Here is a 13,473-nt window from a genome sequence, read left to right on the forward strand (position 1 = left end):
GCCCGAAGGTCTTCCTTTCGGCCGTCGCCCTAGCCGCCCTCGTCATCTACTGGTTATGAATCCTGACCCTAGGCCAAAGCCTAGATGAACCAAGAGTCAAACGAGGCCTACAGCCGTGATACGTTTTCCGCCAAGTTCTGTCAAAAGCTAAGGCCTTCCCAGAGCAAATGGGGGAATTTTCGGGGGAAGAAAACCAACCCCGGTGCGTAAATGCAATTAATAACAATAGGTTACGAAAGAAATATGGCGGAGGGGATGGGCCTGATATCCAACCTTCTCCACCCTAAGTCATTGTTTCCGTTATAGCGATCTTGGGATCGTTACCACACTGCAGCTCGCATCAGTCCGCATCCTCCTTTCCTCCATGTCCATAGAGGCTAGCATTCTGGTGGGCCCGATCTTGTCGCTCGAACTCGAGCGTCGAGTGCGTGATGCCAAATTCGCTCTCAAGCGCCCGCTTTATCGCGTGCTTGATGTCCTCGAGGCGATCCCATGCATTCACCTCGACCACCACATGTGTGTCGAGCGCAGCAGCATGCTCTTCCATCTGCCAGAAATGGGCGTGGTGGATGTCAGCCACCCCGTCGATGCCACGCATCGCGGCGACAACCGCGTCGTTGTCGATGTCCGGCGGGCTGCCGAGCATCAGGGTCCGGATCGGCCCACCGATCTCGGTCAAAGCCAAGTAGAGGATATAGAGCGCGATGCCGATGGTGATCGCCGGATCGACCCACCGCATGTCGTAAAGGATGATCAGCGCGCCACCCACGATCACGGCGACCGATGCCAGGGCGTCCGACAGGTTGTGCAGGAAAAGGGCACGGATGTTCACGCTGCCCTTCTGCATCGAATAGGTGAGCAGCGCCGTCAGCGTGTCCACCACCAGCGCGACACCGCCGAGGATGACCACAGTCCAGCCAGCGACCTGGGGCGGGTCGATCATCCGCATGCCGCCCTCGTAGATGAGATAGAAGCCAACGAGGATCAGCGTGGTGTAGTTGATCAGAGCGGCGACGATTTCGATGCGGCCGTAACCGAAGGTCATCCTCTCGTCAGCGGGCCGCCGCGCGATCTTGCGCGCAGCGAAGGCGATCACGAGGGACGCCATGTCGGAGAAGTTGTGCAGCGCATCGGCGATCAGGGCGAGGCTGCCGGACAGGATGCCACCGACGATCTGGGCGACCGTCAAAAGCGCGTTCGCCCAGATCGCAATGGAAACCCGTCGGTCGCCGGACTTGGGGTCGATATGTGCGTGGCCATGGTCGTGAGACATCGTGTTCTCGCTTAAGTCTTGCCGTCATCTTGATGGACCGCCTTGTGGTGCTCGCCATGCGCGTCGCGCAGGATTTCGATACCGCCCCAGGCGGCGACGCCGGCGACCGCGATACCGACCACCAGATCGGGCCAATTGCTGCCCAGCAACCAGACCAGACCGCCTGCGACGAGAATCCCGCCGTTCGAAATGAAGTCATTGAGACTAAATGTGTTAGCCGCTCGGACGTTCACGTCGGGATCCTCGAGCCGACCAAGGAGCCAGATGCAGATGCCATTAACGACCGCGGCAATGAGCGCCATGGAGATCATGAGCGGGCCGAGTGGTTCGGAACCGGTGTAGAAACGGCGGACGGCATCAATCAGGATACCGGCCGCGAAGATCAGCAGCAGCCCCCCCGACACGTTAGCGGCCGCACGCTTCCATTTGTCCGAACGAGACAGGGCGAAAAGGCTGATGGCGTACACGAAGCTGTCGGAGGTGTTGTCCAGACCGTTGGCGATCAGCGCACTGGAGTCGCCCAATGCACCTGTCGCAAAAAAGCCGATGGCGATGGCCGCATTCAGCAGCAGAACCGTCCAGAGCGTACGGCGCTGACGTTCATCCGGATCCTTTGGCAGTTCTTTGGTCATCAGGTTCGCCTCCGTTCGTGCTGGCCGTCGGATCAAGGCGGCCTCATTTGCCCTGCATGCGCAAGCCACTCGATCCCCGCCAGAAAAGAGGCAGCTTGCTGCCCAAGAATCGGCCGAGAGGCAGTTCTAGTTCCTCTAGTCAGAGAGATTCAAGGGCTGCGCGTGGATTTATGTCTAGACGCCGCGCGGGGCGAGCAGGATCAGGGCCGCGCCCGCAAGGCAAACGACGCCGCCTGTGAGATCCCAGCGGTCGGGTCGCTCGCCTTCGGCCAGCCACATCCAGAGCACGGACGCCACGATGTAGACGCCCCCGTAGGCTGCGTAGGCGCGCCCGGCGAAGGCCGAGTCGATCTGCGCCAGGAGCCAGCCAAAGGCGATCAGGCTCGCAACGCCTGGAACCAGCCAAACCGCTGAGGCGCCGAGGCGCCACCAAGCCCAGATCGCGAAACAGCCCGCAATTTCCGCCAGAGCCGCGGCGGCATAGATCGCCAGGGTCGGCAGCGCCGTCATTCGGCGGCCCCGGACGTCCTGTGGTCTTGCGCGCAATGTGAATGATCGCTCAGCACCTCGATCACGCGGCAGTCGGCCACGGTGCCCTGTGCGCACTGCGCGATCATGCGCTCGAGCTCTGCCTTCAGCGCCGTGAGCCGCGCGATCCGGGCCTTGACGGCGGTGAGCTGTTTCTTCGCGATGACGTCGGCGGCTGCGCAGGATTGATCGGGCTCATCGGAGAGGCTCAGAAGGTCCCCGATAGCGTCCAGCGGAAACCCAAGCTCGCGCGCGTGGCGGATGAACGCCAGCCGATCCAGCGCCGAATCCCCATAGAGCCGCTGGTTTCCGGCGCTGCGCTCCGGCTCCGGCAGGAGCCCGATCTGCTCGTAGTAGCGGATCGTCGGAACCTTTACGCCGGCCGCCTCACCCAATTTTCCGATGGTGAGCATCAGATTGCCTCTTGAAGCTATAGCTACTAGAGACCTTACATTCCCGACTCAGTAAATACAACGTCGCCCGCTGGGCGGGTGGAAGGGCGTGATGACAGCGAGCGACAGTGCAACCTACGAGTGGACGGTTTCCGGGATGGACTGTGCGTCCTGCGCCAACAAGGTCCGGGGTGCGGTCGAACGCTTGCCGGGCGTGAGGGACGTCGACGTGGCGCTTATGACTGAGCGGCTTCGGCTAACCCTCGACGACGGGCAGACGCCGCGCGATCAGATCGAGGCGACCGTCAAGCGGCTCGGCTACGGGATCGCAGCGAAAGGATCGAGCCCCGACCGAAAACGCTTCGTGCTGCCGGAGGGCGAGCAAGCGTCCCGTGCGGACCGCTCGCGGGATGGCGCAGGACTCGAGCCCGACACTGCATCGACAGAGCCCGAGACCGGCCCTGCGCCCGGTTCGCGTTGGTATCGAACTGCGAAGGGCAGACTGGTGATCGGCACCGGGCTCCTCCTCGCGGCGGCATGGGCCGTGAAACTGCTCGCTTCCCAGGACGTGGCGACCTGGGCATTCGTCCTCGCCACGCTCATCGGGGTTGCGCCAATCGCGCGCCGCGCCGTGGCGTCCGCCCGAGCGGGTATGCCGTTCACGATCGAGATGCTGATGACCATCGCCGCCACCGGCGCGCTCGTCATCAATGCAGCAGAAGAAGCGGCGCTGGTCGTCTTCCTCTTCGCTGTTGGGGAGGTTCTCGAAGGCGTGGCGGCGAACAAGGCGCGCGACGGGATCCGGGCGCTCGCTCGCCTGGTGCCGAAGACTGCGCTCCTCGAGATCGGCGGCAGGACACGGGTGATACCGGCCGACCAGTTGCAAGTGGACCAGATCGTTCTGGTGCGCCCGGGGGACCGGGTCCCGGCAGACGGCGAGGTGATCGAGGGCACTTCGGGCGTCGACGAGAGCGCCGTCACGGGGGAGAGTGTGCCGAAGCTGAAGGAGCCGGGGTCCCCGGTTTTTGCAGGCTCGATCAATTCCGAGGCGGCGCTGCGTGTCCGGGTCACCAAGTCGGCCGAGGACAACACCATTGCCCGTATCATTCGGCTGGTCGAGGAAGCGGAAAGCGCCCGGGCGCCGGTCGAGCGCTTCATCGATCGTTTCAGCCGTATCTACATGCCCGCAGTCGTCGGGGTTGCGGTGCTGGTGGCGATCACTCCGCCCCTCGCGTTCGCGCAAGCCTGGGATACCTGGATCTACCGCGCGCTCGCGTTGCTCTTGATCGGATGTCCCTGCGCGCTGGTGATTTCGGTGCCGGCTTCCATCGCCTCTGCGCTTTCTTCCGGCGCGCGGCGCGGACTCCTGATGAAGGGAGGCGCCGTGATCGAGGCCGCGGCGGCCACCACGCATGTCGCATTCGACAAGACGGGGACCCTGACCTACGGGCGGCCGCGCGTCACGGACGTGGTGCCGATCTCGGGATCGGGAACGGAGGTGCTGGCGCTGGCTGCCGCCGTCGAAGCGGGGTCGAGCCATCCTCTGGCGGAAGCGATCTTGACCCGCGCGGAAGCTGCGGGAGCGCCGTCCCTGGCCGCGACCGCCGCCAGAGCACTCCCGGGCAAAGGGGCAGAGGCAGTCGTTGAGGGTGAACCCGCCTGGGTAGGCTCTCCACGGTTCGCCGAGGAGCGCGGTGTGTTGGACGACAGCACGCGTGGGGCGGTGGTCGGCATGGAGGATGAAGGCAAGACCGTCGTCGCGGTCTTCCGCCGGAGCCAGCTTGTCGGACTCGTCGCGCTCCGGGACGAACCCCGAGAGGATGCCGCCCGCGCGGTGCAGCAACTCAAGGCGCTTGGCATCGCGTCGGTGATGCTGACCGGCGACAACCGGCGCACGGCAGCAGCCATTTCCGCTGGGCTGGGCATTGAGCATCGCGCCGAACTGATGCCTGAAGACAAGGTCGCGGCGGTCCGCGAGATGACGGCCACGGGCCATGTCATGATGGTGGGCGACGGCATCAATGATGCCCCTGCGCTCGCCACCGCCCACATCGGCGTGGCCATGGGCTCGGGAACGGATGTCGCGCTCGAAACCGCGGACGCCGCGATCCTGCGCAATCGGGTGACCGACGTGGCCGGCAAGATACGCCTTGCTCGCGCAGCCATGGCGAACATCAGGCAGAACGTGGCGATCGCGCTCGGCCTCAAGGCGGTGTTTCTGGTGACCACCATCCTTGGCATTACCGGGCTCTGGATCGCCATCCTCGCCGATACCGGGGCGACGGTGCTCGTCACGCTGAACGCGCTGCGGCTTCTCGCTTTCGATCCGGAGGAGACCTGAGATGCTGTCTCCGTTCGGCTGGTCGGCGCTCGCCGTCTTTGCGCTCTACCTCGCGCTCTTCTTCTGGGGCGGCGTATCGGCGGCCCGGGCCGCGGGGCGGCCGATATGGCTGTTCGGGCGGGCGACCGGCCGCGACCGGCTAGCCGCTGCGGGCTTCCGCGCCGCCTTCGCTATCGCCTTTCTCGGGCCACTGATCTGGCTGGCATCTCCGCAAGTCCAGAACGCCGACCCGTTCTGGGCCGACGGTGGGCTGCCTCTTCTGAGCTTCGCCGGACACCTTCTCGCCATTCTGGGCGCGATGGTCGCCTTTGCCGCTCAGATGTCGATGGGGGCGTCCTGGCGTGTGGGTGTCGATCCGGCCGCAATCGGTGAACTTGTTTCCGGTGGCCTCTATCGGATCAGCCGCAACCCGACGTTTCTGGGCCAATTGCTGCTGCTCGTCGGAATCGCCCTTGCCATTCCTTCTGTCCCGACGGTGTTGGCAGCTCTCCTGTTCTGGGCATCGGCGAGCACTCAAATACGGAGTGAGGAACGTCTGCTCTCCCAGGAGCTCGGCAGGCCATACGACGAATTCAGGGAGCGCGTCCCTCGGTGGGCCGCTTTTCGGCACTGGGGCGAAGGATCAAAATCAGCATCCACTCGCAATTCCCATATCGCCGAGATCAACGGGTAGTGAGCCGGCAGAACTTGAATCCCGACAGGCCGAAGCCTCTAAGGCTTCCGATGGCATCGAGGCGAAGGAATAGATGACGTTGAGAAAACTGCAGATCGCACTTTGGGCAGCGGTAGCGCTGGTCCTGATCGGCACTGCCGGCTTCATGCTCGGCGCGCGAAACGAAGAGCCTGTCGCAGCGGCGACCTTTCAGCCGAGCTTTGCCTTGGCCGATGCTGCGGGACGGGAGCGCACGGGCGAGGAATTCAGGGGCAAGTATCTTCTCGTCTTCTTCGGCTTTACCAACTGCCCGGATGTCTGCCCGACGACGCTGGCCGAGGTGGCGCAGGTGATGGACGGGCTCGGCGAGGACGCGGCGCAGGTGCAGCCGCTGTTCATTTCGATCGATCCCGAGCGCGATCGGCAGATGGGGCTTTCCGAATTCACGGAGGCGTTCCATCCCTCGATCCTCGGGCTTGCCGGCACTGCGGATGAAACGCGGGCCGCCGCCGAGAGCTTCAAGATTTTCTACGAGCGTCAGGAGGCCGAGGCCTCCCCCGACGGCTACAGCATGTCGCACAGTTCGGCCCTTTACCTGATCGGGCCAGAAGGCCACTGGATCAGGCAGTATAGCTACGGGACGCCAGCATCGGAAATTCTGGCCGATCTCCAGACGAGATTGTGAGGCAAACAATGAAAAGATTGGCGATCATCCTGGCCCTTCTCATCGCCGCACCCCCTGCCATAGCATGCGAGACCTTCACGATAGGCGATATCACGGTGGAGCAAGTCTGGTCGCGTGCCTCTATCGGGACGCAGCGGCCGGGTGTGCTGTACGTGATGATCCGCAATGAGGGGGCAGCCGACGACGCATTGGTCTCGATCTCAACGCCGATCGCGGAACAACCGATGCTGCACGAGACAACGGTCGAGGATGGCGTCGCTTCGATGCCGCACGCCATGCGAGTCCCCGTGCCTGCCGGGCAGACGGTCGAGCTCCGCCCCGGCGGCTATCACGGCATGCTGATGGGCCTGACCCGGACGCTGGAAGAAGGCGCGTCCTTTCCTGTCACCCTGACATTCGAGCAGGCCGGAGAGCTGACGGTTTCGGCCGAGGTGCTGTCGATGCGGGCGGAGGCGCCGGCATGCGACGCCGCACAGTGATCGCCGGCCTCGGTGCCGTGGCCGGAGGCCTCGCGTTCACGCTCGGGCTCGGCGCGTGGCGAACCCGTGATCGGGAGATCGTTCAACAAGATCCACGTCTGCCGCTGCCGCTCTCGTCGATGGACTGGCGTCTGGTCGATCACCGCGGCGAGCCCGTTGTGCCGGCCGACTGGGTCGGGCGACCGGCGCTGGTGTTCTTTGGCTTTACCTGGTGCCCCGATGTCTGCCCGATGACCTTGGTCGATATATCGGGCTGGCTCGAGGATCTCGGTCCCGACGCCGACCGCCTGACGGTCGCGCTCATCACCGTCGATCCGGAGCGCGATACGCCGGAAGTGCTGGCGGAGTATCTCGGCAACTTCGATCCCCGCATCACCGGACTGACCGGCGACCCAGAGCAGATCAGGGCGGCCGCGGAGGATTTTCGCGTGCGCTATGAGAAGATCCCGCGAGAGGATGCAGACTACACGATGAATCACACGGCCGGCGTGTTCCTGTTCCATCCCGAAGGACGCTTTGCGAGCATCATCGACTTTCACGAGGACAGGCGGCACGCCGTTCCCAAAATCCGGCGCGCCCTGAGCTGAGAACCAGAGCGAATGCCGTACGCCGAAGGAGAACCAATGACGTTCAATCTATCTCGACGTGACCTGGTGTTGGGCGCCTGCGCTGCATCTCTGGTGGCTCCCTTCGCTGCGCGGGCTGAAGCCGCGCTGGCCGTGCACGTGGTCAAGGGCACTGGCTGCGCCTGCTGCACCGCGTGGGCCGAGTACCTGCAGGCGGAAGGATTCGATGTCACCGAGGAGGAACTTTACGGAACCCTGCTCATCCGCCACAAGCTCGACCATGGCGTCCCCCAGAAGATGATGTCCTGCCACACCGGACACGCTGGGGGGTATGTCCTTGAAGGCCATGTGCCGGCTGCCGACATCCGCCGCCTCATTGAGGAGCGGCCTGACGCCGTGGGTCTGGCAGTTCCCGGCATGCCCTACGGTTCACCGGGCATGGGTCCGGAGGATAAGCGCGAGGCCTATGACGTCTTTCTGATCCGCCGCGACGGATCGACAGAGGTGTTCTCCAGCTACGAGGCAGCCTGACCAGAAATTTACCCGGCCAGAGAACGATTCCGCTGCAGTCCAAGGAGCCCGCTAGCCTTCCATAGCCCACGCGGTCAGATCGAGCGCTGGTTGACGCGCTTCGACAGCTCTGCAGCGCTTTCCACCCGCTCCGAGTATCGATCGGTCAGATAGGCCGAGCGGTCGCGCGTGAGATGGGTGAACTTCACGAGTTCCTCCATCACGTCGACGATGCGGTTGTAGTAGGGCGAGGGGCGCATCCGGCCGGCCTCGTCGAACTCGCCCCAGGACTTCGCCACCGAGGACTGGTTCGGGATCGTCACCATGCGCATCCAGCGGCCGAGGATGCGCATCTGGTTGACCGCGTTGAAGCTCTGCGAGCCGCCTGAGACCTGCATGACGGCGAGCGTCTTACCCTGCGTCGGCCGCACACCGCCGAGCGACAGCGGCAGCCAGTCGATCTGCGCCTTCATGACGCCTGTCATCGCGCCATGCCGCTCCGGCGAGCACCAGACCATGCCCTCAGCCCAAATCGCGAGGTCGCGGAGCTCCTTGACCCTCGGGTGGTCGGGACCTTCCGCGTCCGGCAGTGGCAGGCCCGAAGGGTTGAAGGTGCGGGTCTCGGCGCCGAACCAGCGCAGCAGGCGCGCCGCCTCCTCCGAGGCGAAGCGCGAGTAGGAGCGTTCCCGCAGCGAGCCATAAAGCATCAGGATGCGCGGCGGATGCGTGGGCGCGCCCGGCCCGGCGAGCGCGGCCACGTCGATCGGCCTGAGCGACGCGGGATCGACGTTCGGCAGATCCTCGATCGGGAAAGGATGATCAGCCATGACGTGCGCCTCCGTCATCGCCAGGAAAATGGTGCCGCGTCCGGTTGGCGAAGGCGACGAGCGATAGCATCACCGGAACCTCGACGAGAACGCCAACCACCGTGGCGAGCGCAGCACCGGATTGAAGTCCGAAGAGGCTGATCGCGACGGCGACCGCCAGCTCGAAGAAGTTCGACGTGCCGATCAGCGCGCAGGGCGCCGCGACGGTGAAGGGCACGCGCCAGGCCCATGCCGCAGCATAGGCGAGCGCGAAGATGCCGTAGGATTGGATGAGCAGCGGCACCGCGATCAGCGCGATCAGCAGCGGCTGGTCGAGGATGATCTGCCCCTGAAAGCCGAAGAGGAGCACGACCGTCGCCAGAAGGCCGACCACCGAAAAGGGTTTCACCGCTGCCGTGAAGCGCGCGACCGCCGCCTCGGCGCCCGCGCCCCGCCGTCCCCGCGCGAGCCACTGGCGCGTGGCGGCGCCGGCAGCGAGCGGGATCAGGATGTAGAGTCCGACCGAAAGGATCAGCGTCTCCCACGGCACGACGATGTCGGTGACGCCGAGGAGCAGCGCCACGATCGGCGCGAAGGCAAAGATCATGATGACGTCATTCACCGACACCTGCACCAGCGTGTAGGTGGCGTCGCCCCGAGTGAGCTGCGACCACACGAATACCATCGCCGTGCAGGGAGCGGCCCCCAGCAGGATCAGACCGGCGATGTATTGCTGGGCATCGGCCGGTGCAATCAGATCCGCGAACAGGACCTCGAAGAACAGAACGGCGAGCCCTGCCATGGTGAAGGGCTTGATCAGCCAGTTCACCGCGATCGTCAGCACAAGCCCTTTCGGCCGATCGCCGATATGGCGCAGGCTCGCGAAATCGACCGCCACCATCATCGGATAGACCATCGCCCAGATCAGGACGGCGACGACGAGGTTGACGGAAGCGATCTCCAGCCCGGCCAGCACCTCGAACAGCCCTGGAAACACGTTGCCGAGCAGCAGGCCAGTGGCGATGCAGAGCGCCACCCAGACCGAGAGCCACTTTTCGAAGAAGCCGATCCCGGCAGGCGGCGCCGCGATGGCCTCGGCCGTGGGCGCATAGGTGTCGTTGCTCATCGGGCGGCGCTCTCGTTTACGCGACGTCCGTTGGCGTCCACCACGAGCTCGCCATCCTCCTTGCGGAATTCGCCCTGCTGCGGATTCGGCAGGATCTCCAGCACGGCCTCGGACGGACGGCAGAGCCGGGTCCCGAGCGATGTCTCGACGATCGGTCGGTTGATCAGGATTGGATGCGCCAACATCAGATCTATCAACTCGTCGTTGGAGAACTTCGGGTCGTCGAGCCCGAGCTCGTCGAAGGGCGTGCCCTTCCGGCGCAGGAGATCGCGCACGGAAATGCCCATTGCGGCGATCAGGGCCACGAGCCGCTCGCGGCCCGGCGGCGTCTTCAGGTATTCGATGACCTCCGGCTCCTCGCCGGAGTTACGGATCAGCGCCAGCACGTTGCGCGACGTGCCGCAGTTTGGATTGTGATAGATCGTGGTGGTCATGCGGTCTCCTTCCGGGCGGCGGCAGTCGGGGGAGCGATCCCGCAGGCTGCCGGATCGCCAGCGCAGCAGTGACGGGTCAGGTAATCGATCAGGCCTGTCATGGTGTCGAAGCTGGCCGCGTAGATGAGCGAGCGCCCTTCGCGCCGGACGGTCACCAGCCCGGCATGCTTCAGCTCCTTGAGGTGGAACGACAGGGTCGCCGAGGGAAGATCGAGCGCCTCGCCAATCCGGCCCACTGCTCGGCCCTCCGGGCCGGCCTCCACCAGCAGGCGGAAGATGTCGAGACGCGTCTCCTGCGAGAGCGCGGCCAGCGCCGCTAAGGTATTTTTCTTCTCCATATCTCCACAATATTGGAGATGTAAGGGACAATCAATCCCCCGAGTGCGGCAGCTCAGCGCCGATCGTCGCTGGCCCTGCACGCCCATGCCTGCTCGCGCAGTACGACGTAGTCGCTCATCATCTCCGCCAGCACCGAGCGCTCCGGCAGCAGCAAGAGCTCGTCGGCCGCACGCGCCTGGAGACCGCGACTGTACTCCACGACCGGCGGGCATGCAGAGATGCCGCCCGTCTCAGAACCGGCCGTCGCGCAGCCGCTTAGCAAGCTCGTCGCGATCACGAGGGCGGCGCGCCGCCGCTTCCAGCATCTGGCGTTGGACATCATTGGCTTTCTCCGCGGTCGCAAGGCGTTCGGCGAGGCGTCCCGCTCGCTCGCCGGACCGCCGAAGCGCAAGCAGGAACAGGAGCACGGCGAGGACGATGGCGCCGTAGCGCGGCGCTGCCCGCATCCACGGGCCGGCGGCGAACCCGCTCAGGAGCGCGGCGATCACCGCCGCCCCCGCTTCCAGTCGTCGAGCCGGGCGTAGATCGTGACCGCGATCCCGAAAAGCGCCACGGCAATGAACACCCAGCGCAGCGTGTCGAGATACGGGACCAGCGGCAGGATTGCGGATTGGGTCTCGGCCAACACGGTCTTCGCCACCTCGACCCCGGCCGCGCCCAGCGTCGCGACACCAGCAGCGCCGCCACCCTTCATGGTGCGGCTGTCGGCCAGCACTTCGCGGGCGGGCGGCGTCTCGGCGGCGAAGACCGTCTCCCGGACCGGGAACCTCTCACCCCACTGGCGCGCGGGGCCGAGGTCGACATGCATGAACCCCGAGCGGGGGTAGAAGCCGAAGCCGAGGAACCCGACCTCTCGCGCCGCCGCCTCGAAGGCCACGGGATCGTGGTTCGCCATGGCGATGTCGAAGGCGGCGCCGTCCATGTGCTTTGACCGGGTCGCGCCGCCGACGGCACGGTTGTGCTCGGGGCTGCGATAGGCCGAGCGGACGATCAGCGGCTTGCCCAGCCGGTCACGCAGCGCCTGCAGCTTGTCGAGCGCAGCTTCGTTGACCAGCAGCTTGCCCGTCCCTCGGCAGGCGATCTCGGCGGGTGAGAAATTCGGCCAGCGCCAGGCGCTCTCCGGCACGTCGCGCCAATGATTGTGGAATGTCGTCGTCATGGGGTCCTCCGAAAACGAGTTTCCGGCCCCTCGCAGGGCTCGGTGCGTTCGCCGCTCGGGAAGGTCCACTGGACCTTCCCGTCTGCCTGTCAGGCAGACCACGGCTCACCCCGCCACGAGGGCGGGTCATTGCGGGCCGATGAATGGGGATGGTGCGCGGCTACGGGCTGCCGCCGAAGATCTTCAGCTTGATGGCGATGCCGGCGAGCAGCGCCAGCATGACGCCAGTGGTGATCATGCGAACGGCGGTCTGCATGGCGGTGCGGCGCACCAGCCGGATGCAGTCGACCAGCGAGCGCAGATCGCGGATGTCGAGGGCCGCCTCGTCGCCGTCGAGGCCGACATCGGCCAGCGCGCGCTTCGCGCCTTCCTCGGCCGCCCGGGTCAGGATCGCCTCGAACTCGGCGTCAGGCATACGCACGAAGCCCTCGGATCGGGGTGGTGTCATCGGATCCTCCTTCCGCGGCTCAGCCGATCTTGCAGCCCCAGAAGGACGTGTGGTCGGCGGCGAAGTAGCCGTCCGCGACCCGGAAATACCCCTGCAACTCGACGGTATCGCCCGCGATGAGCGGCACCATGGTCTGCAGCCAGATCGCGGTGGCGAGCGAGACATGGGTGGCGGAGATTTCGCCGAGGGAGCCGCGGATTTCCGTCGTGCCGTTCAGCACGAGCCGCCCGCGCATGCGCGCCGTGGCACTGGCGTTGATCTTGTAGAGGAGCGTCGCGCCGAAGAGGTAGGTGCCGTCCACCGGCGCCACGAAGTGGTTGTTCGCGGCGTCAAAGGCGCCCTGGTCGTTGTAGTCGGTGTTGTTCAGGCCGATCTTCGTCCAGGTCCCGACGCCGACATAGTTGTCGTAGTTGGTGTACGCCTTGAACCGCGGCAGGCGCGGCTGGTCGACGATGCCGGTCGCGTTGTCGACGCTCAGCCCATCGAAAAATGTGCTGCCGTCTGCCGAGACCGCGAGGCGGAAGCGGTCGGAGCCGAACAGCCCCACCAGCGCCTTGGTCACGAAGCCGGTCTGCAGCGTCAGGCCGAGATCGTCGCCCGCAGCCTCCTTGTTCATGGTGTAGAACAGATCGCCGGTGCCACCCTCGGCCACGGTCTTCGCGGTCCAGAGCGCGGCGTTGAGCTTGGCCGAGAACGGGTTCGACGCGTCGGCCGTTGTACCCAGCCCCAACAGTGCGAGGTTCTGCAGCGTCGCAGGCGTGGTCCCGATCCAACCCGCGCCATCATAGACCAGCAGCAGTCCTTCGTCCTCGACCCATGCCCGCCAGCCGGTCCGCGGCGGCAGGCGCAGCCAGGCGCCGTCCGTCCAGAGCGCGACATTCAGATCCCAGCCGGCCCAATCGCCGGTGGCGCTGGAGGCGACGATGTAGCGGTCGCCGTCGGCGGGGCTGCCGGGCGGCGCAGTCAGATCCCGGTCGAGCACCGAGAGCTGGACGAGCCCGTCGAGGATCCGCAGCGCCTCGTTGTGGGTGACGTGCTTCTGGGCCTGCGCCGCCAGAATGTAGGGCAGCAGAAGATGGGTCGTGGCGTCGGACATGGAATGG

Annotated in this window: 18 protein-coding genes; 6 read left to right on the forward strand and 12 right to left on the reverse strand. The window is 65.4% G+C overall.

Features of this window, described 5'->3' with window-relative positions; all coding sequences use genetic code 11:
- Positions 1-340: 340 nt before the first annotated feature.
- From FHD68_RS00485 to FHD68_RS00500, 4 genes are all read right to left on the reverse strand, one after another.
- Entirely contained in the window at positions 341-1,273 is a 933-nt protein-coding gene (locus FHD68_RS00485; RefSeq protein ID WP_089389211.1) for a cation diffusion facilitator family transporter, read from the reverse strand.
- Positions 1,274-1,284: 11 nt separating this feature from the next.
- Entirely contained in the window at positions 1,285-1,905 is a 621-nt protein-coding gene (locus tag FHD68_RS00490) for a cation efflux transmembrane domain-containing protein (protein ID WP_089389210.1), read from the reverse strand.
- A 174-nt stretch (positions 1,906-2,079) separates the two neighbouring features.
- Positions 2,080-2,415: a YnfA family protein gene (locus FHD68_RS00495; RefSeq protein ID WP_127898535.1), complete on the reverse strand. Its 336-nt coding sequence runs from the start codon at positions 2,413-2,415 to the stop codon at positions 2,080-2,082.
- Positions 2,412-2,846 (reverse strand): MerR family transcriptional regulator, encoded by a 435-nt coding sequence (locus tag FHD68_RS00500; protein WP_139084963.1) that lies wholly within the window; start codon positions 2,844-2,846, stop codon positions 2,412-2,414. Before FHD68_RS00500 ends, FHD68_RS00495 begins: the two co-directional genes overlap by 4 nt.
- Before the next feature lie 91 nt (positions 2,847-2,937).
- Between FHD68_RS00500 and FHD68_RS00505 the strand changes: the two genes are divergently transcribed.
- The 6 genes from FHD68_RS00505 to FHD68_RS00530 all read left to right on the forward strand — a co-directional run bounded on the left by FHD68_RS00505 (position 2,938) and on the right by FHD68_RS00530 (position 8,079).
- Entirely contained in the window at positions 2,938-5,166 is a 2,229-nt protein-coding gene (locus tag FHD68_RS00505; protein WP_240542406.1) for a heavy metal translocating P-type ATPase, read from the forward strand.
- 1 nt (position 5,167) lies between these two features.
- A complete protein-coding gene (locus FHD68_RS00510; protein WP_127898533.1) occupies positions 5,168-5,839 on the forward strand; it encodes a methyltransferase family protein in 672 nt (223 codons plus the stop codon).
- A 73-nt stretch (positions 5,840-5,912) separates the two neighbouring features.
- The gene (locus tag FHD68_RS00515) at positions 5,913-6,503 is read left to right on the forward strand and encodes an SCO family protein (RefSeq protein WP_127898532.1); all 591 of its coding nucleotides are present in this window, start codon (positions 5,913-5,915) and stop codon (positions 6,501-6,503) included.
- Positions 6,504-6,511: 8 nt separating this feature from the next.
- Positions 6,512-6,982, forward strand: coding sequence for a copper chaperone PCu(A)C (locus tag FHD68_RS00520; RefSeq protein WP_127898531.1), 471 nt, complete (start codon positions 6,512-6,514; stop codon positions 6,980-6,982).
- The gene (locus tag FHD68_RS00525) at positions 6,964-7,569 is read left to right on the forward strand and encodes an SCO family protein (RefSeq protein WP_127898530.1); all 606 of its coding nucleotides are present in this window, start codon (positions 6,964-6,966) and stop codon (positions 7,567-7,569) included. The genes FHD68_RS00520 and FHD68_RS00525 overlap by 19 nt, the downstream gene beginning before the upstream one ends.
- 36 nt (positions 7,570-7,605) lie before the next feature.
- Positions 7,606-8,079 carry a DUF411 domain-containing protein gene (locus FHD68_RS00530; protein ID WP_127898529.1) on the forward strand — a complete coding sequence of 158 codons (474 nt, stop codon included), beginning with the start codon at positions 7,606-7,608 and terminating at the stop codon, positions 8,077-8,079.
- Positions 8,080-8,153: 74 nt separating this feature from the next.
- Here the strand turns inward: FHD68_RS00530 and arsH are convergent, their stop codons facing one another.
- The 8 genes from arsH to FHD68_RS00575 all read right to left on the reverse strand — a co-directional run bounded on the left by arsH (position 8,154) and on the right by FHD68_RS00575 (position 13,466).
- Positions 8,154-8,885, reverse strand: coding sequence for an arsenical resistance protein ArsH (arsH, locus tag FHD68_RS00535; RefSeq protein WP_139084966.1), 732 nt, complete (start codon positions 8,883-8,885; stop codon positions 8,154-8,156).
- Complete coding sequence (gene arsB, locus FHD68_RS00540; RefSeq protein WP_127898527.1) at positions 8,878-9,990, reverse strand: ACR3 family arsenite efflux transporter; 1,113 nt, start codon at positions 9,988-9,990, stop codon at positions 8,878-8,880. The genes arsH and arsB overlap by 8 nt, the downstream gene beginning before the upstream one ends.
- Positions 9,987-10,424 carry an arsenate reductase (glutaredoxin) gene (gene arsC / locus FHD68_RS00545; RefSeq protein WP_127898526.1) on the reverse strand — a complete coding sequence of 146 codons (438 nt, stop codon included), beginning with the start codon at positions 10,422-10,424 and terminating at the stop codon, positions 9,987-9,989. Before arsC ends, arsB begins: the two co-directional genes overlap by 4 nt.
- Entirely contained in the window at positions 10,421-10,762 is a 342-nt protein-coding gene (locus FHD68_RS00550) for an ArsR/SmtB family transcription factor (RefSeq protein WP_127898525.1), read from the reverse strand. The genes arsC and FHD68_RS00550 overlap by 4 nt, the downstream gene beginning before the upstream one ends.
- A 231-nt stretch (positions 10,763-10,993) precedes the next feature.
- Positions 10,994-11,251 (reverse strand): hypothetical protein, encoded by a 258-nt coding sequence (locus tag FHD68_RS00560; protein ID WP_127898523.1) that lies wholly within the window; start codon positions 11,249-11,251, stop codon positions 10,994-10,996.
- The gene (locus FHD68_RS00565; protein WP_127898522.1) at positions 11,248-11,922 is read right to left on the reverse strand and encodes a YcbK family protein; all 675 of its coding nucleotides are present in this window, start codon (positions 11,920-11,922) and stop codon (positions 11,248-11,250) included. The genes FHD68_RS00560 and FHD68_RS00565 overlap by 4 nt, the downstream gene beginning before the upstream one ends.
- A 160-nt stretch (positions 11,923-12,082) precedes the next feature.
- Positions 12,083-12,370, reverse strand: a complete 288-nt coding sequence (locus FHD68_RS00570; protein WP_085378178.1) for a DUF6127 family protein — start codon at positions 12,368-12,370, stop codon at positions 12,083-12,085.
- 19 nt (positions 12,371-12,389) lie between these two features.
- The gene (locus FHD68_RS00575) at positions 12,390-13,466 is read right to left on the reverse strand and encodes a DUF2793 domain-containing protein (RefSeq protein WP_127898521.1); all 1,077 of its coding nucleotides are present in this window, start codon (positions 13,464-13,466) and stop codon (positions 12,390-12,392) included.
- Between the last annotated feature and the right edge of the window lie 7 nt (positions 13,467-13,473).

Source organism: Paracoccus marcusii (assembly GCF_006151785.1).
Lineage (GTDB): Bacteria > Pseudomonadota > Alphaproteobacteria > Rhodobacterales > Rhodobacteraceae > Paracoccus > Paracoccus marcusii.

Excerpts from the sequence above, each read along its gene's own strand:
- FHD68_RS00485 (WP_089389211.1), bottom strand. The coding sequence starts at position 1,273 with ATGTCTCACGACCATGGCCACGCACATATCGACCCCAAGTCCGGCGAC.
- FHD68_RS00490 (WP_089389210.1), bottom strand. The coding sequence starts at position 1,905 with ATGACCAAAGAACTGCCAAAGGATCCGGATGAACGTCAGCGCCGTACG.
- FHD68_RS00495 (WP_127898535.1), bottom strand. The coding sequence starts at position 2,415 with ATGACGGCGCTGCCGACCCTGGCGATCTATGCCGCCGCGGCTCTGGCG.
- FHD68_RS00500 (WP_139084963.1), bottom strand. The coding sequence starts at position 2,846 with ATGCTCACCATCGGAAAATTGGGTGAGGCGGCCGGCGTAAAGGTTCCG.
- FHD68_RS00505 (WP_240542406.1), top strand. The coding sequence starts at position 2,938 with ATGACAGCGAGCGACAGTGCAACCTACGAGTGGACGGTTTCCGGGATG.
- FHD68_RS00510 (WP_127898533.1), top strand. The coding sequence starts at position 5,168 with ATGCTGTCTCCGTTCGGCTGGTCGGCGCTCGCCGTCTTTGCGCTCTAC.
- FHD68_RS00515 (WP_127898532.1), top strand. The coding sequence starts at position 5,913 with ATGACGTTGAGAAAACTGCAGATCGCACTTTGGGCAGCGGTAGCGCTG.
- FHD68_RS00520 (WP_127898531.1), top strand. The coding sequence starts at position 6,512 with ATGAAAAGATTGGCGATCATCCTGGCCCTTCTCATCGCCGCACCCCCT.
- FHD68_RS00525 (WP_127898530.1), top strand. The coding sequence starts at position 6,964 with ATGCGACGCCGCACAGTGATCGCCGGCCTCGGTGCCGTGGCCGGAGGC.
- FHD68_RS00530 (WP_127898529.1), top strand. The coding sequence starts at position 7,606 with ATGACGTTCAATCTATCTCGACGTGACCTGGTGTTGGGCGCCTGCGCT.
- arsH (WP_139084966.1), bottom strand. The coding sequence starts at position 8,885 with ATGGCTGATCATCCTTTCCCGATCGAGGATCTGCCGAACGTCGATCCC.
- arsB (WP_127898527.1), bottom strand. The coding sequence starts at position 9,990 with ATGAGCAACGACACCTATGCGCCCACGGCCGAGGCCATCGCGGCGCCG.
- arsC (WP_127898526.1), bottom strand. The coding sequence starts at position 10,424 with ATGACCACCACGATCTATCACAATCCAAACTGCGGCACGTCGCGCAAC.
- FHD68_RS00550 (WP_127898525.1), bottom strand. The coding sequence starts at position 10,762 with ATGGAGAAGAAAAATACCTTAGCGGCGCTGGCCGCGCTCTCGCAGGAG.
- FHD68_RS00565 (WP_127898522.1), bottom strand. The coding sequence starts at position 11,922 with ATGACGACGACATTCCACAATCATTGGCGCGACGTGCCGGAGAGCGCC.
- FHD68_RS00570 (WP_085378178.1), bottom strand. The coding sequence starts at position 12,370 with ATGACACCACCCCGATCCGAGGGCTTCGTGCGTATGCCTGACGCCGAG.
- FHD68_RS00575 (WP_127898521.1), bottom strand. The coding sequence starts at position 13,466 with ATGTCCGACGCCACGACCCATCTTCTGCTGCCCTACATTCTGGCGGCG.